This is a genomic window from Cyanobium sp. Copco_Reservoir_LC18 (genome assembly GCF_009834675.1).
Classification (GTDB): Bacteria; Cyanobacteriota; Cyanobacteriia; order PCC-6307; family Cyanobiaceae; genus Cyanobium; species Cyanobium minutissimum.
Genome location: NZ_ASAC01000004.1, coordinates 46,486 through 65,976, shown reverse-complemented (window position 1 = coordinate 65,976; position 19,491 = coordinate 46,486). Strand labels below are relative to the sequence as shown.

Annotated in this window: 13 protein-coding genes; 5 read left to right on the top strand and 8 right to left on the bottom strand. The window is 71.4% G+C overall.

Going from position 1 to position 19,491, the window contains the following annotated elements; genetic code table 11:
* Together L107_RS01545 and L107_RS01540 are read right to left on the bottom strand one after the other, a co-directional pair.
* Positions 1–1,818 carry a diflavin flavoprotein gene (locus L107_RS01545; RefSeq protein WP_159816136.1) on the bottom strand — a complete coding sequence of 606 codons (1,818 nt, stop codon included), beginning with the start codon at positions 1,816–1,818 and terminating at the stop codon, positions 1–3.
* Entirely contained in the window at positions 1,818–3,605 is a 1,788-nt protein-coding gene (locus L107_RS01540; RefSeq protein ID WP_159816135.1) for a diflavin flavoprotein, read from the bottom strand. Before L107_RS01540 ends, L107_RS01545 begins: the two co-directional genes overlap by 1 nt.
* Before the next feature lie 131 nt (positions 3,606–3,736).
* On the opposite strand from L107_RS01540, the gene L107_RS01535 reads away from it, so the two are divergent.
* Positions 3,737–4,102 (top strand): PilZ domain-containing protein, encoded by a 366-nt coding sequence (locus tag L107_RS01535; RefSeq protein ID WP_159816134.1) that lies wholly within the window; start codon positions 3,737–3,739, stop codon positions 4,100–4,102.
* Positions 4,103–4,141: 39 nt separating this feature from the next.
* Here L107_RS01535 and L107_RS01530 read toward each other — a convergent pair whose 3' ends face one another.
* From L107_RS01530 to L107_RS01520, 3 genes are all read right to left on the bottom strand, one after another.
* Positions 4,142–4,591, bottom strand: a complete 450-nt coding sequence (locus tag L107_RS01530) for an Hsp20/alpha crystallin family protein (RefSeq protein WP_159816133.1) — start codon at positions 4,589–4,591, stop codon at positions 4,142–4,144.
* A gap of 137 nt (positions 4,592–4,728) precedes the next feature.
* Positions 4,729–5,250, bottom strand: coding sequence for an MEKHLA domain-containing protein (locus L107_RS01525; protein WP_159816132.1), 522 nt, complete (start codon positions 5,248–5,250; stop codon positions 4,729–4,731).
* Positions 5,237–6,103, bottom strand: a complete 867-nt coding sequence (locus L107_RS01520) for an SWIM zinc finger family protein (RefSeq protein ID WP_159816131.1) — start codon at positions 6,101–6,103, stop codon at positions 5,237–5,239. Before L107_RS01520 ends, L107_RS01525 begins: the two co-directional genes overlap by 14 nt.
* A gap of 79 nt (positions 6,104–6,182) precedes the next feature.
* Here L107_RS01520 and L107_RS01515 point away from each other — a divergent pair, with 79 nt between their 5' ends.
* On the top strand, positions 6,183–7,334 hold the full coding sequence (locus L107_RS01515; protein ID WP_159816130.1) for an acyl-CoA desaturase: 1,152 nt from the start codon (positions 6,183–6,185) through the stop codon (positions 7,332–7,334).
* Between the two features lie 22 nt (positions 7,335–7,356).
* Here L107_RS01515 and L107_RS01510 read toward each other — a convergent pair whose 3' ends face one another.
* The gene (locus L107_RS01510) at positions 7,357–10,455 is read right to left on the bottom strand and encodes a DEAD/DEAH box helicase (protein WP_159816129.1); all 3,099 of its coding nucleotides are present in this window, start codon (positions 10,453–10,455) and stop codon (positions 7,357–7,359) included.
* Positions 10,452–10,901, bottom strand: a complete 450-nt coding sequence (locus tag L107_RS01505; protein ID WP_159816128.1) for a hypothetical protein — start codon at positions 10,899–10,901, stop codon at positions 10,452–10,454. The genes L107_RS01510 and L107_RS01505 overlap by 4 nt, the downstream gene beginning before the upstream one ends.
* Positions 10,902–11,159: 258 nt before the next feature.
* On the opposite strand from L107_RS01505, the gene L107_RS01500 reads away from it, so the two are divergent.
* The 3 genes from L107_RS01500 (at position 11,160) to alaS (ending at position 17,572) form a co-directional block, all read left to right on the top strand.
* Entirely contained in the window at positions 11,160–12,968 is a 1,809-nt protein-coding gene (locus L107_RS01500) for an HD family phosphohydrolase (protein ID WP_159816127.1), read from the top strand.
* On the top strand, positions 12,961–14,817 hold the full coding sequence (gene glsA, locus L107_RS01495) for a glutaminase A (RefSeq protein ID WP_159816126.1): 1,857 nt from the start codon (positions 12,961–12,963) through the stop codon (positions 14,815–14,817). The genes L107_RS01500 and glsA overlap by 8 nt, the downstream gene beginning before the upstream one ends.
* Positions 14,818–14,890: 73 nt before the next feature.
* Positions 14,891–17,572, top strand: coding sequence for an alanine--tRNA ligase (gene alaS / locus L107_RS01490; protein WP_159816125.1), 2,682 nt, complete (start codon positions 14,891–14,893; stop codon positions 17,570–17,572).
* 3 nt (positions 17,573–17,575) lie between these two features.
* Here alaS and L107_RS01485 read toward each other — a convergent pair whose 3' ends face one another.
* A complete protein-coding gene (locus tag L107_RS01485) occupies positions 17,576–19,279 on the bottom strand; it encodes a ShlB/FhaC/HecB family hemolysin secretion/activation protein (protein WP_236550440.1) in 1,704 nt (567 codons plus the stop codon).
* Between the last annotated feature and the right edge of the window lie 212 nt (positions 19,280–19,491).

Genomic DNA, 19,491 nt, shown 5'->3' with positions numbered 1-19,491 from the left:
TCAGTAGGCGGCGCCGCTGCGGCGCTGGTGCACGGCCGTGGTGGCGGCCGCATCCAGCAGGTCGCCGCTGACGGCTTCGGCGTAGAGCAGCCAGTGGTCGCCGCATTCCATCCGCTGGCTCACCCGGGCCTCCAGCCAGGCCAGGGCTTCCGGCAGCAGGGGCTGGCCGCCGGGGCTGGTCTCCAGCTCCAGCCCCGCCAGCCGGTCGGCCCCGGGCGGGAAGGGCTGCAGGAACCGCTTCATCGGGCCGCTCTCGCGCCCTGACGCCAGCATGTTGAGGGAGAAGGCGTCGCCCACGTGCAGCAGGCTCTCGATCGCCCGGTCCTTGGCCACGGCCACGGTGAAGCCGGGGGGGCTGAAGCTGGCCTGGCTCACCCAGCTGGCCACCATCGCCCCACCGATGGCGTCGGCGCCGTCCCCCTTGCGGGCCAGCACCACGCAGAGGGATCCCACCACCCGGCCGAGGGCCTGGATCGCCGGGTTGGTGCGGCTCTCGCTGAGGCCTCCGATGCTGCTGCGCCGCTGGGCCTGGCGATGCTGCTGGCGCAGGCGCCGGCCCAGGGCGGTTCCCGTCTCCTCCAGGGTCCGCAGGGTGGCCAGATCCGGACTGAACTTCACCCGGATCGGTTCGAAGGCGAACTGGAAGCCGCCGTCACGGAGCTTGGCTTCGAGCAGGTCGATGGCTTCACCGCTCCAGCCGAAGCTGCCGAACACCCCCACCGGCTTGGCCCGGTCGCCTTCGGCCAGCACGGTGCCGAGGGCCGAAACGATCGGCGTGGGGGCATGGCCGCCGAGGGTGGGGGAGCCGATCAGCAGGGCGTCGCAGGAGTGGATGGCCTCCAGAAGCTGCTCGGAGGGTGCGAATTCGCAGTTGATGCTTTCCACCCGCACCCCGCTGCGCGCCACCCCCTGGGAGAGGGCGTCGGCGATGGCCGCGGTGTTGCCGTAGGCGCTCGCGTACAGCAGGGCCACCGACAGGCTGGCCCGCTCCTGGCTCTCCCCCCAGCGGCGGTAGTCGGCCAGCAGGCTGCGCCAGCTCTGGGCGATGGCCGGGCCGTGACCCGGCGCGATGGTGCGGATCGGCAGCTCGTCGAGCCGGTCGACGACCGTTTCCACCTGGCGGGCCATCGGCGCCATCAGGCAGTCGTAGTAGTAGCGGCGGTCCTCCTCGGTGCTGCTGCGGTTCGCCTCGGCGAACTCCTCGGTGCAGAGGTGGGCGGCGAAGAACTTGCCGCTCATCAGCAGCCCCGTGGTGGCCTCGAAGGCGATCAGGCCGCCCGGCCAGCGGGGGGTGGGGGTGGGCAGCAGGGTCAGGACATGGCCGTCGGCGAGGGTGCGGCTCGTCTCCTGCTTGACCACCTCGATCGTCGGCAGGGGCACCGGCTCGGCTGGGGCGGCGGCCTGGCCCCCCGGGCCGGGCCGCTGCTGTTCCCAGAGTTCGGCGAGCACCTGGGCCCCCGGGTTGGAGGCCACCAGCACCGTGGCCGGCCAGCCCGTCGCCAGCAGCTTCAGCAGGGCGACCCGGTTGGGGTTGACGTGGCCCACCACCACCTTGAGCGGGGCGTCGGCCGGCACCAGCAGGGCCAGCTGCTCCAGGAAGGGGGCGGCGAAGGAGGCCCCCGGCGGGTGCACCAGCACCGGGGCGCCGCCGGAGGCGCCCTGCCGGAAGAGGAAGCTGTTGGCGGTGGTGCCACGCTCGAGGCCGTACTCGACTTCGAAGCGCAGGCGCCTGGGGCTGAGGCCGCGCAGGCAGAGCAGGCCGGGTTCCACCGGCAGGGTGATGACGCGCCGATCGGACGCGGATGGGGACGTGGTCATCAGTAGTGGTTGCCCACCTTGCGGTGATGCACCGCCGTCGCGGCGGTGGTGTCGGCCACGTTGCCCTCTTCCACCACCGCGTAGATGATCCAGTGGTCCGGGCCCTCCATGCGCTGGGTCACCCGGCAGCCGAGGTAGGCCAGGGCATCCCCGAGCACGGGACCGCCGGCGGCCACGCCTTCGAGCACGTTCACGCCGGCGAAGCGGTCGGCCCCCGGCGGGAAGCGGCGCAGGAAGTGGCGCAGCAGGGGCTGGTGGTTGTCCTCCCGCAGGACGTTGAGCACGAAGCGGTCGTCCACCTGCATCAGGGCCTCGATGGCCCGGTCCTTGGCTACCGCCACCGTGAGCCCCGGCGGATCGAAGCTCGCCTGGCTCACCCAGCTGGCCACCATGGCGCCGCTGCGGCTGCCGGCTTCGTCGTCCTGGCGGGCCGTGACGATGTAGAGGCCGCCGCTGAGGCGCCCCAGGGCCTTGTCCAGGTCGCCGTCGATGGCCTTCATGGCGGCGATGGTCTTCTCCTTGGTGAGCAGCTGGCCCAGGTCGGTGCCGGCCTCCTCACAGCGCTGGTAGTCGGCGCCGCCGGGGACCTGGCGGATGCGCAGGGGCTCGAAGGCCCATTTCTGTCCCAGGTTGCGCAGCTGGCCGGCCAGGGTGTCAATCGGTTCGTCGTTGCCGCCGAAGGCGTCGTAGCAGCCCACCCATTGCTTGGGCTGGAGGGCGGCCAGCAGGGTGCCGATGGCCGTCTGCAGCTCGGCATCGGGGGCGGCGGGCCAGGTGGGAACCACCACGGCGCTGGCCTCACCGATCAGGGCGGCGAGCTCCTGGGGATCGGTGGCGCGCAGGTCGACGAGCTGCACCTGGCCAGAGGCCTTGCCCACCCCCCGGGCGATGGCCTGGCTGAGACGGTCGCAGAAGCCGTACTGGCTCAGGTAACAGACCGCCGCGTAGGCCTCGCCGGCGCTGCGCTGGCCGCTCCATTCGCGGTAGTCGCCCAGCCAGAGGGGCAGGTGTTCCCGCAGCAGAGGACCATGGCCCACGGCGACCGTGGTGATCTCCGGCAGCCCGTCCATGCGCTTGAGCGCCTGCAGCACGCTGCGGGCGTTGGGGGCCATCAGGCAGTCGTAGTAGAAGCGGAAGTCCGGGGCGATGGCGCCGGGGTCGACATCGAACAGGTCGTCGGAGCAGTAGTGGAGGCCGAAGGCATCGCAGGTGTAGAGGATGCCGGTGCCGTGGTCGAAGGAGAAGATCGTGTCGGGCCAGTGCAGGTTGGGGGCACTGAGGAAGCTGAAGCGATGGGCCACGCCGCTCCCGGGATGGACGCCCAGGTCGAGCTCGTCGCCGCTCTTCACTGCCCGGCTGCGGAACGGCCGGTGCACCTGGTCCTGGAGGAACTGGATCGCCACCTTGGAGCCGACGATCTCGATGTCCGGGTGGCGGTCGATCAGATCGCCGATCAGCCCGGAATGGTCCGGTTCGGTGTGGGAGACGATCAGATGATCGATCGCCGTGGGGTCGATCAGCCCCTCCAGCAGCGGGATCCAGGTGTCGCGGAACTTGGCGTGGCTGGTGTCCACCAGGGCCGTGCGCTCACCGCGCACCAGGAAGGCGTTGTAGGTGGTGCCGTTGCGCAGGCCGAACTCGATGTCGAAGCGGCTGCGGTCCCAGTCGAGGGAGCGGATCGCCGTGGTATCGGCCGCGATCGGCTCGCACTGCAGGCTGAGCCTGGTGGGCGCGGCCTCCGGCTCCGCCTGCAGGGTGGTCGGGGCGCTGGCGGTGCTGCTGCTCATGGGGTCAGACTCCTTCCGCAGACATGTGACTGTAGGCAGGGCAGAAGGCTTTTCGGTCTGTTAGACCACCCACGGGTGTCCCGGAGAACCCTGGAACAATGGTCAGGAACTTTCCGCGGTCGAGAGGATAAATGGCCACGGGAGACCTGGAACGGTTTCGGGAGGCCTTTCGTCGCCTGGAGAAGCGCCTGGAGGAAGCTTCCCGGTCCGACCGTTTCAAGCCGCCGACGGGTCTGGCCACGGCCCGCCTCCACTTCGAGTCCCGGCAGCCCTCCGAAGGGGTGTTTGCCGAAGTGCTGGACCTGAGCGCCGACGGCCTGAAGGTCGCCATCGAGGCCGGCCATCGGCCGACCGTGGGCCATCCCTGCAACGTGGTGGTGGGGGATGGTGAAGGAGAGACCTACGACTTGAGGGGCACGATCCGGTGGATCGAGGCCACCAGCTACATCTCGGTGATCGGTCTCTCCCTCGACTCCGCGGAGCGCCTCGCGGACTGAGGGCCTCGACTCCGCGGGGCCCCTCGAGTCCCTCGGGACTTAGTCGGCCACCTTCACGCTGACGGTGGTCAGGGACTGGGCCTTGGGTGCCGTCACCGTCAGCAGGCCATCGCGGTAGTGGGCTTCGAGGGCGTCCCGCTGGATGCCGCCGGGGAAGCGGAAGCTGCGGCTCCAGGTGCCGTAGCGGAACTCGCTCAGCAGCGGGGCCCGGCGGCGGGCTTCCGCGGCCGGGCTTTCGCCGTGGCCGCCCTCCGGGCTGGTGGCGGCGGTGGCGGCCGACGGCTGGCTGCGGCGCTCGGCACTGATGATCAGGGAGCGGTCCGTGGCCTTGACGTCGATGGAGGCGCGGTCGACGCCGGGCAGCTCCAGGGCGATGGTGTAGGTGTCCTCGGTTTCGTGGATCTCGGCGGCGGGAACACGCTCGGCCGTCTGCAGCTGTTGCTCCAGCCGGTCGAACAGATCGAAGGGGGAGGGATGAAGCGTGCGCATGGTTGGTGCTTCCGAAGGGAGCGACGGGGATGGTCGGGTGAGGAACCACCCGCCCGATCAATGTGCCCGCCTTGCCCGGGGACATCGAGGGGGAGAACCGACGGCCCAGGTTCGGTCCCCCGGACCGGGTTCGGCCCCTACGCCAACGGGGGCGGAGAACCGGAACGGGGCGGCTCCAGCCACCACCAGCGGCCGAAGGCGGCCGCCTGGCCGCAGGGCCGGCCGCCGCCGTCCCGCAGGGTCCACAGCCGGGCGTTCTCGATGCGGAAGCGGCGCCCGCCGCTGTCGATGCGGATGCCGCCGTAGCCCTCGAGCGCCTGGCAGCGGCGGGCCCGCTCCAGGGCCAGGGCGCGGCTCTGACGTTCGGCCGGCTCCGCCGTGAGCCGCGAGGGGAGGCCCACCATCGCGCCCCAGGGGCGGCGCCACAGCACCAGGGCGGCCCGGTTGGCGTAGATCAGCCGGGGATCGGCGCCGCCGTCATGGGCCAGGACGACGGTGGCGGCCACGAACAGTTCCTGGGCCGCCTGCAGCGGCGAGCGCTCGAACGCGACGCCGGCCAGCAGCGGCCGGCCGAACGCCAGCCGGTGGCCTTCGAGGAGCCGGCCGGCGGTGGCGATGGCGTCCTGGCCCAGCCAGGGGGGTGGTTCAGGGCTCGGCATCCGCCCCGGTGGCCATGGCCCGCAGCATCGCCTGCTGGGCCATGGCCGTTCCGTGGTCCTTGAGTCGCTCGAGGAAGAGCCGGTTGGCCTCCGGGAAGCGGGGTTCCTCCGCCAGGGGCAGGGGGCCGGCGCCATCGAGGCCCGATTCCCCCTCCATGGCCGGGGTGATCACCACCAGATCGGGGTCGAGCGGGGCGCCGTAGCGCCACCAGCGGGCCGGGTCGGCGATGGCGGGGTGGATCGGATGGGGGGCGTGCTCCAGGGGGGCCGCCACCCCCTCCCGGCGGCGCTTGGCCAGGTCGCCCAGCAGCTGGCTGCGGGTGCGGCCCCGCAGCTGGAACAGCACGAAGGGGTCCTCGCTGAAGCGGTCCCCCATCAGGTAGTAGACGGCGCTGATGTGCTTGCAGGGGTTGGCCTTGTCGGGGCAGCTGCACTCGCTGCGCACCTCCTGCAGCTTGAAGGGGAACAGGCGCTTGCCGCTGGCGGCGAAGGCCCGCTCGATGTCGGCGGGCATGATCCCCGCCAGCAGCTGGGCCGACCAGCGGGCCTTCTGGCTCAGGGCCTCCAGCACATAGCCCCAGTCCTCGTCGTTGAGCACGTCGAGCCAGAGCTTCACCTTGTAGGGATCCGGGTCGGTGCCCTGCACCCGGGCGTGGACCCGGCGCCCCTCGAAGCGGATCGAGACGACATTGCCCTCCCGGGCGTAGGTCCAGGCGCGCTCCAAGCGCTTCTTGAACCGGTAGGAGTGGATCAGCTCCATCCACTGCTCCACCCACCAGGGCTGCTGTCCCAGGCCCTGCTGGCCCAGCTGGGTGGTGATGGCGCCGGAGGCGCCGGGGAAGGAGCTGGTCATGCCGCCGGCCTCACGCCGCCCATCCTGACGCCTGCCGGACCCACTGACCTAGGTTGGCCCGACGCAGGGCGTGGAGTCCTTGAATCGCATCACGTTCGGCGCCGGCGACGGTTTTCACAGTCTTCTGAGGGCAAGGGTTCAGGACCACTTCGAGGCCACCGGGCAGGAACGGCGCGATTCGCTGGCCATGGTGCTCAAGTCGGCGGTCATCCTGGCCTGGTTCGCCCTCACCTACGGGCTGCTGGTCTTCCGGGCGGACAGCGGTCCGGTGGCGATCCTGCTGTCGGCCGTTCTGGGCCTGGCGATCGCCGCCATCGGCTTCAACATCCAGCACGACGGGGGCCACGGGGCCTACTCCCGCCACCGCTGGATCAACAGGGCCGCCGCCATGACCCTGGATCTGCTCGGCGGCAGTTCCCTGATCTGGGCCCACAAGCACAACGGGTTGCATCACACCTTCACCAACATCAGCGGCCACGACGACGACATCAACCTCGGCCTGATCGGCCGGCTCTCCCCCCACCAGCCCCACCGCTGGTGGCACCGCTGGCAGCACCTCTATCTCTGGCCCCTCTACGGAATGCTGCCCATCAAGTGGCAGTTCTTCGATGATTTCGCCGATCTGGCCGCCCGCGGCCGCGGTGACCATTCCCTGCCCCGCCTCGGCCCGGCCGACTGGCTGGTCTTCCTGGCCGGCAAGGCCATCTTCATCTCCCTGGCGTTCGCCATCCCCCTGCAGTTCCACCCCATCGGTGCGGTGATCGCCTGCTACGTGGTGACGGCGATGGTGCAGGGCCTCGTGCTGAGCGTGGTGTTCCAGCTGGCCCACTGCGTGGAGGAGGCCGATTTCCCCATGGCCGACCCCACCAGCCCGGCCATGGGTCCCTGGGCCGGCCATCAGCTGGCCACCACCGTGGACTTCAGCCGCTCCAACGGCCTGCTGAGCTGGCTGCTGGGGGGCCTCAACTTCCAGGTGGAGCACCACCTGTTCCCCCAGATCTGCCACGTCCACTACCCGCAGATCTCCGCCATCGTCGAGCAGACCTGCCGCGACTGCCAGGTGCCCTTCCGCACCCACCCCTCCTTCCTGGCCGGTGTGGCCTCCCACTACCGCTGGCTGCGCCGCATGGGCCAGCCCCCCGCACCGGCCGCCCTGCCCCTGCTGCTGCCCGTGATCGGCGAGACGGCGGAGTTCGCCCAGCCCGGCGATGTGACCCTCGCCCGCCGCTGACGCCAGACTCCGCCGATCTCCTTCAGCCCTCCTCGAGGGCCACCAGATCCCGCAGCTGGCCCACCTCCAGGCCACCGAGCCACTCCTCACCGCTGCCGACGATGTCGGCGGCCAGCCTCGATTTCTCCTCGATCATCCGATCGATCTTCTCTTCCACCGAGCCGCTGGTGATGAACTTGTGCACCAGCACGCGGTTGGTCTGGCCGATCCGGTAGGCCCGGTCGGTGGCCTGGTTCTCCACGGCGGGGTTCCACCAGCGGTCGATGTGGAACACGTGGCTGGCCCGGGTCAGGTTGAGCCCCACACCCCCGGCCTTGAGCGAGAGCAGGAACAGCTGGGGGCCGCGGGGATCCTCCTGGAAGCGGTCCACCATCGCCTGGCGGTCGGTCTTGCTGCTGCCGCCGTGCAGGAAGGGCACGTCCTGGCGCCAGCGCTGCTCGAGGTAGACCTTGAGCAGATGGCCCCATTCGGCGAACTGGGTGAACAGCAGGGCCCGGTCGCCCGCCTCGATCACCTCCTCGAGGATCTCCTCCAGCCGCAGCAGCTTGGCGCTGCGGCCGGCGAAGCCGTTGTCGACGGCGCTCTCCTTGAGGGCCAGGGCCGGATGGTTGCAGATCTGCTTGAGCCGGGTGAGCAGGGCCAGCACCTGGCCGTGGCGCTGGCCCAGGGGGGCGCGGGCGATGGCCTCGAGGCTCTCATCGACGGTCTTGCGGTAGAGCTTCGTCTGCTCCGCCGACAGGCCCACCCATTCGCGCAGCTCCACCTTCTCCGGCAGGTCGGAGATGATCGAGCGGTCGGTCTTGAGCCGCCGCAGGATGAACGGCCCCACCCTGGCCTTGAGATCCCGCAGGGAACTCATGTCGCCGTAGCGTTCGATCGGCAGCCGGTAGCGCTGGCGGAAGAAGCCCTCCTCCCCCAGCACCCGCGGGTTGAGGAAGTCCATCAGGGCCCAGAGCTCGCTCACCCGGTTCTCGACCGGGGTGCCGGTGAGGGCGATGCGGAAGCGGCCCTGCTTGCCGGGACGCGCCAGGTCGCGGGCCGCCTGGCTCTGCTTGGCCGCCGGGTTCTTGATCGCCTGGGCCTCGTCGATCACCACGCCCTGCCAGTCGATGGTCTCCAGCAGTTCGCTGTCGCGCTGCAGCAGCCCGTAGCTGGTGAGCACCAGATCCACCCCCTCCAGCGCCCTGGCCAGCTTCTCCGGGGTGGAGGGCCGACGGGGACCGTAGTGCTCCCGCACCTCCAGATCGGGCGTGAAGGCCGCCGCCTCCCGCTTCCAGTTGGTGAGCACCGAGGTGGGGGCCACCAGCAGGACGGGCCGCTTCAGCTCCTGCTCCACCTTGAGGTGCTGCAGGAAGGCCAGCAGCTGGACGGTCTTGCCCAGGCCCATGTCGTCCGCCAGGCAGGCCCCCTGGTCGAAGCGGTGCAGGAAGGCCAGCCAGCCCAGGCCCCGCTCCTGATAGGGCCGCAGCTGGCCGGCGAAGCCCTCGGGCGCCGGCAGGGGATCGGGGGCCTTCTGCTGGTGGTACTGCTCCAGGACGGCGTGCAGCCGGGGCTTGGCGGTGAACTGATGCACCGGCAGCCGCATCAGGGTGTCGCCGTCGCTCGCTGTGAGCCGCAGGGCATCGTCGAGGCTGAGGTTGGGTCCGGCGGCGCAGAAGCGCTCGGCGTTCCTGAGATCGCTGGGCCGCAGCTCGATCCAGGCCCCCTTGTGCTGCACCAGCGGACTGCGCTTGGCGGAGAGGCGCTGCAGGTCCTTGAGGGTGAGCGTCACCCCGCCGATCATCAGCTCCCACTTCCAATCCAGGCTTTCCCCCAGGGAGAAGCCGCGGGAACGTTCGGGCAGCTCGGCCTCGATGGAGAGGCCCAGCCGGCTGGCCAGTCCGCCGCTGAGGCTGGCCGGCAGCACCACCCCCACCCCCACGTCGCGCAGCTGGGTGGCGGCGGTGCGCACCAGCACGAAGGCCTCGGCCGGGGTGAGCTGCATCGTTTCCGGCGCCGCCGCATCCAGGCCCCGCCCGATCGGCTCGAACACCTGCAGGGCCCGGCCCATCCCCTCCAGCAGCAGCTGGCCCGGCTCGGCCACCTCCACTTCCCCCAGCTGGAGCCGGCCGTCGCCCGCATTCCAGACCGTGCGGGCCGGCACCCGCAGGCTGGGATCGGCCTCCGCCTGCAGGGAGAAGCGCAGCTCCCAGAGCTCCTCGCCTTCTTCGGGGGTGAACAGTTCCAGGCAGGCGCGGGCGGGGGCAACGCGTCCCGCCACCGCCTCGCGCCAGTGGTGGGTGGCCACCGCCAGCCGCTCCCGCTCCTCCTCGTCCAGCTCGAGCCGGCCGGGGCCGGGGCCGAGGGCCTTCTGCCAGGCCAGCAGCAGGGGATCGAGCCCGTCGGTGGGGGGGCGGAAGCCGGCGCGCAGCTGGCCGTCGAGCAGGGCCTCCAGCAGGCTGGCCACCCGCAGGCGGCCGCTGCCCGGTCGGCGGCAGGCGAGGCCCCCCTCCCCCGGGGCTCCGGGGGCCATGGCGCAGGTGGCCACCTGGGGCAGCCGGATGGCCAGTTCCTCCAGGCGGCGCCGGTCCCCCTCCCGGTTCAGCAGGGGCAGCCAGCGGGCCCGCTCCTCCTCCACCTGGGGCAGCCAGCGGCCGCGGGCGATCAGGCTCAGGGCCCAGCGCTCGAGATGGCTCCACCAGCGCAGATCGTCGGCCAGGCCGGGATCGTCGCCGGAGAGGGGCAGGCCGGCCAGCCATTCGCCCGCCCCCGCCGGATCGAGGGCCAGACCCTCCACCCGCCAGGGCCACCACTGCACTTCCTTCGGGATCGGTTCGCCCGCCTGCAGCGGCAGGCCGCTCCAGGCCGCCAGACCCTCACTGGCCGCCTTGCGGCGGCCCCGGGCCCCCTGGCTGCGGCTGGGCAGGGTGAGCTGGGCCTCCGCCGGCCGGAAGGCCTCCGACCAGAGGCCATGGTCATCCAGCCAGGCGCCCAGATCGTCGACGCTGAGGGAGAGGGGATGGTCGGGAACGGTCCGCAGCGGCGCCACCGGCGTCGCGACCCTCCAGGTGTCGGCCCAGAGCAGCAGCCGGCCCCCGGGCCCTTCCGGCGGAAACAGCCAGGTGGCATGGAGCAGGCTCATGGCCGCAGGGCCGGCAGGAGCCGCTGGGCCGCCTGCAGCAGCAGGGCGCTGCCGATCAGGGGCAGCCAGAGCGGCAGCCAGCCGCGCAGCAGCTCGAGGATCCCGCCGATCGCCCCACTGGCCAGGGGCTGGTGCAGCAGGGAATGGATCGCCGGGACCGGCAGGGCCAGGGGGGTGACCGCCACGGGCCCCCCGAGGCTGCGGATGCCGCAGACCGCCCCCACCAGGCCGGCGGCCAGATGGTCGTCATCCGGATCGACGCGCTGCAGGTGGAAGGCCAGCAGGCCGTAGAAGAAGCCGCAGCCCGCCGATCGCAGCCCGCTCTCCAGGCCGGCCGGCAGGCCGATCAGGGCGGCGGCGAGTCCGCCCAGCAGCGCCCACGACAGGGACTGCAGCCGCAGACGGGCACGGGAATCGTCGGACGCCTGGGTCAACGGCAAGGCCATGGCGATGGCCCGATCATGCCTGGCCACCGGCAGGCTTACATTATTCACAGGTGCTGCGCTATCCAGCAGGGCAACCAGCACAACCCCTTCCCCGCCTTCCCACCCAGCCCCTTCCGCCCGGCTCCCCCGGCAGGACCCGAAACGGGCGGCCCCACGCCTCGGCCCGCCATTGCCCTCACGGGGTTCCGGTGTTTCCCTGGCCCAGTCCGCGTTCCTGCTGCCGGGCAGGACACCGACCCCACCACGGTTGGCAACCTCTTGAGCGCCGCCCATCCGCCACCGCACGCCTCCGACGCCCACCAGGCCCGGCGCGCGCTGCCGGAGATGCTCCAGATCGCCACCGCCATCAGCGGAGCGCTCAACCTGCCGGCCCTGCTGCGGCAGATCCTCTCCAGCTCCAGGGATCTCACCTTGAGCGACGCCGGCAGCATCTACCTGGTGGAGGAGGAGAAGGGGGAGAAGCGGCTCTGGTTCACCGCCTTCCAGAACAGCTCCCTGGCCGCCGGCGACACCGGCATCGACGCCAGCCTGCTGGACGTGCGCTTCCCGATCACCCCCGAGCGGCTGGTGGGCTGGACGGCCCTGCATGGCGAGGTGCTCAACCTGAGCGACGTCTACGCGATTCCCGCCGACCGCCCGTACCGCTTCGATGCCGAACTGGATCGCCGCATGGGCTACCGGGCGGTTTCGATGCTGGTGGTGCCGCTGCGGACCATGGCCGGGGAGGTGGTGGGGGTGATGCAGCTGATCAATCGCAAGCGGGAGGCGGGCTCGGTGCTCACCCCCGAAACGGCCGCCGCGCTCGTGCGCCCCTACGACGCCGGCGACCAGCAGCTGATCGAGGCCCTGGCGGCCCTGGCGGCTGTCTGCGTCGAGCGCACCCAGGCGCTGGAGGGGCAGCAGCGGCAGATCGATTCGATGATCGCCCTGCTGGCGGGAGCGATCGATGCCCGCAGTTCCCATACCGGCCGCCACTGTTCCCGGGTGCCGGAGCTCGCCCTGTTGCTGGCGGAGGCGGCGGAGGCCACCGAGGAGGGGCCCCTGGCCGCCTTCCGCTTCCAGGGGGAAGCCGAACGCCGGGAGTTCCGCACGGCGGCCTGGCTGCACGACTGCGGCAAGATCGTCACCCCCGAGGCGGTGGTGGAGAAGGCCACCAAGCTGGACGCCCCCGTGAACCGGCTGCATGAGATCCGCACCCGCTTCGAGGTGCTGCTCCGGGACGGTCGCATCGCCCTGCTGGAGGGTCTGCTGGCGGGCGGCGACCCGGAGGCTCTTCAGCGGGACTACGCCCGGCTGGAGCAGGAGCTGCAGGCGGATTTCGCCTGCGTGGCCCGCTGCAACCTGGGCAGCGAGGGCACCGACCCGGAGGATCTCGCCCGGCTCCGGCGGCTGGCGGAACGCCCCTGGTGGCGCCACTTCGACGACAGGATCGGCCTGGGCTGGGAGGAGCAGGCCCGCTATGGCGGGCCGCCGCCGCCCCTGCCCGCCCGGGAGACCCTGCTCAGCGATGCCCCCCACCACCGCATCCCCCGGCCGGCCGAGGAGGTGCCGGAGGCCCGCTGGGGCTTCAACCTGGCGGTGCCGGAGCTGCTCTACAACCGCGGCGAGCTCTACAACCTCTCGGTGGCCAGGGGCACCCTCACCCCCGAGGAGATCTACAAGATCCGTGAGCACATGATCCACACGATCGTGATGCTGGAGAGCATGGCCTTTCCCCCCTCCCTGTCCCGCGTCGCGGAGATCGCGGGGGGGCACCACGAAACCCTCGACGGCCGCGGCTATCCCCGGGGGCTGGGGGCGGACCAGCTGTCGATCCCGGCCCGGATCCTGGCCATCGCCGACATCTTCGAGGCCCTGACCGCCGCCGATCGACCCTATAAGCAGGGGATGCCCCTGTCCCAGTCCCTGGCGATCCTGGCCGGTCTGCGGGATCGCGGCCGCATCGATGCGGACCTGTTCGATCTGTTCCTGCGATCCGGGGTGTACCTCACCTATGCGGAGCGCTTCATGGCCGCCGCCCAGATCGATGCGGTGGACCTCGACGCCCTGCTGGGGCCCCATGCCTGATCAGCCCCATCCCAACGTCATCCAGGAGCTGCTGGGCGAGCTGCACGCCTCCTTCGCGGCGCTCCGGGAGGGTCGGGTGGCCGACTACATCCCTGAGCTGGCCAAGGCCTGTCCCGACGACTTCGGCATCGTCATCGCCACCTCGGGCGGGCGCATCTACGAGATCGGCGACACCCGCAAGGAGTTCACGATCCAGTCGATCTCCAAGCCCTTCATCTATGCCCTGGCCCTGAAGATGCTCTCCTTCGACGTCATGGCCAGCAAGATCGACGTGGAGCCCTCCGGGGAAGCCTTCAACGCCATCAGCCTGGATCCGGACTCGGGCAAGCCGCGCAATCCGATGATCAACGCCGGCGCGATCGCTGCCTCCGCCCAGATCTGTGACGCCGATCCTGCCGGTGCCGTCCATCTTCTGCTGGAGTACTTCGCCGAGCTGGCCGGCCGGCCCCTGACGATCAACGAGGCCGTCTACCGCTCCGAAAAGGAGACGGGCCACCGCAACCGCGCCATCGGCCACCTGCTGCGCAACTTCAACATCATCGAATCGGATCCGGAGCCCGCCCTCGATCTCTATTTCCGCCAGTGCGCCATCTCCGTCACCTGCCGCGACCTGGCCGTGATGGCCGCCACCCTGGCCTGCCAGGGCCGTAATCCCTTCACCGGCGGCCAACCCCTCTCCCCCGACATCACCGGGCGGGTGCTGGCCCTGATGGGCACCTGCGGCATGTACGACTTCGCCGGCCAGTGGCTCCATGACGTCGGCATCCCGGCCAAGAGCGGCGTCGCCGGCGGGGTGCTGGCGGTGATCCCGGGACGGCTCGGCATCGCCACCTACTCACCGCCCCTCGACGGCTTCGGCAACAGCGTCCGGGGGGTGGCGGTCTGCCGCCAGCTCTCGGCGGGGGTGGGACTGAGCCTGTTCAACCAGTACTACCAGGCCGATGCCACCATCCGGCGGTCGTATCAGGGCTCCCAGCGGAAATCGCGCCGCTGGCGCAGCGAGCGGGAGCTGGCGGTGCTGGCGCCCCATCGGGATGAGGTGCGCATCATCCACGCCCAGGGGGTGCTCGACTTCGGCGGCATCGAGCAGCTGGCCGCCGAGCTGGTGCTGCTCAGCGGCGCCGTGCGCATCCTGATCCTCGATCTGGCCCACGTGACCGAGTGCCCGATGGAGTCCTCGGGGCTGCTGGACCGCCAGCTCTGCGCCCTGGAGGATCAGGGGGTGGAGATCCTCCTGTCACGGGCCGGCCGGCTGCCCCTGGTGTCCAGGGCCGACTGGAGCATCACCGATCGGATCGATGCCTACGAGCACCTGGATTCGGCCCTCGAGGCCGCCGAGGAACTGCTGCTGAGCTGGTACGCCCCCGCGGCCGAGCCGGGTGCCTCCGAGGCGCCCGACGCCCTGGGCGACCAGGGGGTTCTGGCCCCCCTGAGCGAGGCGCAGCGGCGGATCCTGGTGGATCGCATGAGCAGGCGGTCCTTCGCCGCCGGGGATGTCGTCATCCGCCGGGGGGATCCCGGCGACGAGCTGTTCCTGGTGCGCTCCGGCACCTTCGACATCGCCCTCGACATCAGGTCCGGCGACGGTCTCAGCCATTCCACCCGACTGGCCACCTTCGGCCCGGGGCTCTGTTTCGGCGAGATCGGCTTCGTGGCCCAGACGCCCCGCACCGCCGACATCATCGCCACCCGCCCCGGCGAATGCTGGGTGCTGCACCGCAACGCCTTCGATGACCTCAGCGCCAGCCATCCCGACGTGGTGATCGCCCTGCTCAAGGCGCTCACCTGCGACATCGGCGCCAAGCTCAGCCAGACGAGCGTCCAGCTGACGCTGATGGAGCACTACTGAGCCGGCGGAGCGACCCCGGGCCCCCGCGCTGGGCGATCATGCCTGTCCCAGGACCTCTCCCTGCGTTGTCGTGATGGCTGCCGATTCCACCCGCCCCAGGCCCCGCAGCGGAGCCGAGATCCGGGAGGCCTTCCTGGCGTTCTACGAGCAGCGGGGGCACCGGCGGATGGCCAGCGCCTCCCTGGTGCCCGACGACCCGACAGTGCTGCTCACCATCGCCGGCATGCTGCCCTTCAAGCCGGTGTTCCTCGGCCAGGCCCCGCCGCCGGCGCCCCGGGCCACCAGCAGCCAGAAGTGCATCCGCACCAATGACATCGAGAACGTGGGCCGCACCGCCCGGCACCACACCTTCTTCGAGATGCTGGGCAACTTCTCCTTCGGCGACTACTTCAAGGAGGAGGCGATCGCCTGGGCCTGGGAACTGACCACCGAAGTCTTCGGCCTCGATCCGGCCCACCTGGTGGTGAGCGTCTTCCAGGAGGACGACGAGGCCGCCGCCATCTGGCGTGATGCCGTGGGGGTGGATCCGAAGCGGATCATCCGCATGGACGAGGCCGACAACTTCTGGGCCTCCGGCCCCACCGGCCCCTGCGGCCCCTGCTCGGAGATCTACTACGACTTCCACCCGGAACGGGGCGACGACGGCATCGACCTGGAGGACGACAGCCGCTTCATCGAGTTCTACAACCTGGTGTTCATGCAGTACAACCGCGACGCGGCCGGGGCCCTCACGCCCCTGGCGCGCCGCAGCATCGACACCGGCATGGGGCTGGAGCGCATGGCCCAGATCCTGCAGCGGGTGCCGAACAACTACGAGACCGACCTGATCTATCCGCTGGTGGAAGCCGCCGCCGTGCTGGCGGGGGTCGACTACCGCGCCCTCGACGGCCGCGCCCAGACCTCCCTCAAGGTGATCGGCGACCACAGCCGGGCCATCACCCAGCTGATCGCCGATGGGGTCACCGCCTCCAACCTGGGCCGGGGCTACGTGCTGCGCCGCCTGCTGCGCCGGGTGGTGCGCCACGGCCGGCTGCTGGGCATCGACCGTCCCTTCCTGGCGGTCATGGGGGAGGCGGCGATCGGCCTGATGGCCCCGGCCCATCCCCAGCTGAGCGAGCGCCGCGAGGTGATCCTGGCGGAGCTGGTGCGGGAGGAGGCCCGTTTCCTGGACACCCTGGAGCGGGGCGAGAAACTCCTGGCCGAGGTGCTCGCCGCCCGGCCGGAGCGCATCAGCGGCGATGCGGCCTTCGAGCTCTACGACACCTACGGCTTCCCGCTGGAGCTCACCGCGGAGATCGCCGAGGAACAAGGCCTGACGGTGGATCTGGACGGTTTCGAGGCGGCCATGGAGCGCCAGCGGCAGCGGGCCAAGGCGGCGGCCGTGAGCATCGACCTCACCCTGCAGGGGGCGATCGAGCAGGTGGCCGGCGCCCTCGAGCCCACCGACTTCCGGGGCTACGAGGCCCTCGACCAGCCGGCCTGCGTGCTGGCCCTGGTGGTGAACGGCGCTCCGGCCACCGCCGCCGCCGCCGGCGATGCGGTGCAGATCGTGCTCGACAGCACCCCCTTCTACGGGGAATCGGGTGGCCAGGTGGGTGACCGGGGCGTCCTGCTGGCCGGAGAGGGGGCCGCCGGGGTCGGGGGAGGCCTGATCGTGGCCATCGAGGCGGTGAGCCGCAACCGCAGCGTCTTCGTCCACAGCGGCCGGATCGAGCGCGGCCGTCTGGCGGTGGGCGATGTGGTGCAGGCCCGGGTGGATCGCAGCTGCCGCCGCCGCGCCCAGGCCCACCACACCGCCACCCACCTGCTGCAGGCTGCCCTGAAGCAGGTGGTGGATGACGGCATCTCCCAGGCGGGCTCCCTGGTGGACTTCGACCGGCTGCGCTTCGACTTCCACTGCCCCCGGGCCCTGACCCCGGATGAGCTGGAGCAGATCGAGGACCTGGTCAACGGCTGGATCGCCGAGGCCCACTCCCTGGAGGTGGCGGAGATGGCCCTGGAACGGGCCCGCGCCGCCGGGGCCGTGGCCATGTTCGGAGAGAAGTACGGCGAGGTCGTGCGGGTGGTGGACGTGCCCGGGGTCTCCATGGAGCTCTGCGGCGGCACCCACGTGGCCAACACCGCCGAGATCGGCCTGTTCCGGATCGTCGCCGAGACGGGGGTGGCGGCGGGCATCCGCCGCATCGAGGCCGTGGCCGGCCCCGCCCTGCTCCCCTACCTGCGGGAGCGCGACCGGGTGGTGCGCGAGCTGGCCGCCCGCTTCAAGGCCCAGCCCGGCGAGATCCTCGAGCGGGTGGCCCTGCAGGCCGAGGAGCTGCGGGCCAGCCTCAAGGAGCTGGCGGCGGCGCGGGGGGCCCTGGCGGCGGCCAAGGCCAGTGCCCTGGCGGAACGGGCCGAGGCGATCGGCCCCCACCGGCTGCTGGTGCAGCGCCTCGATGGCGTCGATGGCGCCGGACTCCAGGAGGCGGCCCAGCGCCTGCAGCAGCAGCTCGGCGAGGGGGCGGCGGTGGTGCTCGGCGGCCTGCCGGATCCGGCCGACCTGGGCAAGGTGATCCTGGTGGCGGCCTTCGGCGGCGCGGTGGTGGCCGCCGGGGTCAAGGCGGGAGCCTTCATCGGTGGCATCGCCAAGCTTTGCGGCGGCGGCGGCGGCGGCCGGCCCCAGCTGGCCCAGGCGGGCGGCCGGGACGGCGCCGCCCTGGAGGGGGCCCTGGCGGAGGCCCGCCGGCAGCTGGCGGCCCAGCTGGGCGGCGCCTGAGGTTCAGAAGCGGTAGTTGACCCGGGTGTAGAGACCCTGGCCCAGCAGCCAGTCGTTCCAGGGGCCCAGGTTGTCGGTGGTGGAGAAGGGCACGGCCCAGCCCAGCTCCAGCGACCAGTGGTTGCTGGCCAGCCAGCGCACCAGCAGCCCGCCGGAGCCCACCGTGTCGCCGAAGGAGCCACCGCTGAAGCTGGTGCGGACGCCGCCGGCACCGATGAAGGGGACGAGCTGGAGGGCGCTGGTCCTGCTGTCCCAGAAGGTCCAGACCGCCTCGGTGCTGGCCAGCCAGCCGCTGTCGCCGCTGATGAGCTGGCCGGGCAGCCCGCGCAGGCCCACATCGGAGCCGAGGGTGAACTGCATCGAGGAGGTCAGCGGAGCGAAGGCCAGCTGGGCGGCGGTCCGCAGGTTGATCTGCCAGCGGGGGGAGACCGTCCAGGAGGCGGAGAGGATGCCGCCGATGGCGGTGGCCCGGCCCGCCACGATGCCCGCTTCGGCCAGTTCCTGGCGCTGGACAGCCGGGGTCGCCGCGGCGATGCCCTGCAGCAGGTAGGCGCTGCCGCTCCAGCTGCTGTGGCGGCCGGCGCCGCTGCCGTTGACGCCGAGCCGCAGGTAGCCGCCGGCGGGGGCGCGGATGCTGGCGGGCACCGAGGCCGGCAGGGCGCTGCCCTGTTCGTAGATGTTGCTGCGGCTGTTGCTGTAGCCGGCGAAGAGGCTCCAGCGCTGGCTGAGGGATTCGCGGAACACCCACTCGAACTGGGCCAGGGCCTGGTACTGGCTGGTGGAGAACCCGTCGGCCGGGGCGGGCAGTTCCACCAGGTTGCGGCGGCTGAAGCCGAGGCCGCCGGTGAGGCTGACGCTGTCGCTGAGGGGGTAGGTGTAGCTGAGGGAGGCGATGGCGGCGCCCAGCTCCGGGGCGTCGGTGGCATTGAGCTCGCTGTAGATCAGCAGGGTGTCTCCGCGCTGCAGCAGGCTCGGTTTCAGCAGCGTGGCCACGGCGCGGAACTCCCCCGAGCCGCTGTTGCCGTCGTTGCGCAGGGCCAGATCCCCCTGCCAGGGCTCCCTGGACGGCTCCACGGCCACACGGAACACCCCTTCGGAGGGATCGCTGCCCAGCCGCGCCAGGGTGCCCCGCACACTGCCGATGCCCGGCTGGCTCTTGAGCAGCTGCAGCTGCAGCTCCACCGTGGACAGCCGCAGGATCTGGCCCCGCAGGGGCCGCAGCAGCCGGCCGACGCGGCGGTTCAGCCAGGGGTCACTGCCCGTGACCTGGATGCCGACCACCCGGCCTTCCACCACATCGAGATAGCCGGGTGCCGGGTCGCTCACCACATAGACCCGGCTGCTGACGTACCCGTCGAAGACGAGCCGGGTGCTCAGGGCCACGGCGCAGGCCTTGAGCCGTTCGGTGGCATCGGCGATGCGCCGGCATTCGGCCAGGATCGTGCCCACCTGATCGGGGCTGTAGAGCGTCAGCCCGCGGATCTCCGGCAGCGGGGTCTGGACCTGGGGGCTGGGGGGCTGGGGGCCTGATTCCGGGGCGGCGGGGCCGGCCGGCGGCGCTCCGCCGCCGTCGGGCTGGGGGGTGGGGGCCTCCAGGGGGCGGACGTCGATCGGAGGGGCCGGCTGAGGTTCGGCGGGAGCCGGACGTTCGAACGGGCGGGGGGCGGCCGGAAGGCGGATCGGACCATCCTGGAGGGGGGGTGCCACCAACTGGGCGAGAAGGAGGAGCATTCAGGGTGGGCCGAGTTCCCGCTCAGAAAGACAGACTGGTAGCTTGCTGAAGAGCCGATGAGATCAGGCGGAGTGTCGCCTGATGTGTGCGGATACGCGAATGATCACCCCGTCAGTGACGCGACCCATGGGCCCGCCAGTGATGCAACCCTCAGTGCCTCGGGAAGCTACCTGTTGCGGCAGGGAGC

What these genes read in the sequence shown, in the direction of transcription:
- L107_RS01540 (WP_159816135.1), bottom strand. Translation starts at nt 3,605, where the DNA reads ATGAGCAGCAGCACCGCCAGCGCCCCGACCACCCTGCAGGCGGAGCCG.
- glsA (WP_159816126.1), top strand. Translation starts at nt 12,961, where the DNA reads ATGCCTGATCAGCCCCATCCCAACGTCATCCAGGAGCTGCTGGGCGAG.
- L107_RS01535 (WP_159816134.1), top strand. Translation starts at nt 3,737, where the DNA reads ATGGCCACGGGAGACCTGGAACGGTTTCGGGAGGCCTTTCGTCGCCTG.
- L107_RS01545 (WP_159816136.1), bottom strand. Translation starts at nt 1,818, where the DNA reads ATGACCACGTCCCCATCCGCGTCCGATCGGCGCGTCATCACCCTGCCG.
- L107_RS01530 (WP_159816133.1), bottom strand. Translation starts at nt 4,591, where the DNA reads ATGCGCACGCTTCATCCCTCCCCCTTCGATCTGTTCGACCGGCTGGAG.
- L107_RS01505 (WP_159816128.1), bottom strand. Translation starts at nt 10,901, where the DNA reads ATGGCCTTGCCGTTGACCCAGGCGTCCGACGATTCCCGTGCCCGTCTG.
- L107_RS01510 (WP_159816129.1), bottom strand. Translation starts at nt 10,455, where the DNA reads ATGAGCCTGCTCCATGCCACCTGGCTGTTTCCGCCGGAAGGGCCCGGG.
- alaS (WP_159816125.1), top strand. Translation starts at nt 14,891, where the DNA reads ATGGCTGCCGATTCCACCCGCCCCAGGCCCCGCAGCGGAGCCGAGATC.
- L107_RS01525 (WP_159816132.1), bottom strand. Translation starts at nt 5,250, where the DNA reads ATGCCGAGCCCTGAACCACCCCCCTGGCTGGGCCAGGACGCCATCGCC.
- L107_RS01520 (WP_159816131.1), bottom strand. Translation starts at nt 6,103, where the DNA reads ATGACCAGCTCCTTCCCCGGCGCCTCCGGCGCCATCACCACCCAGCTG.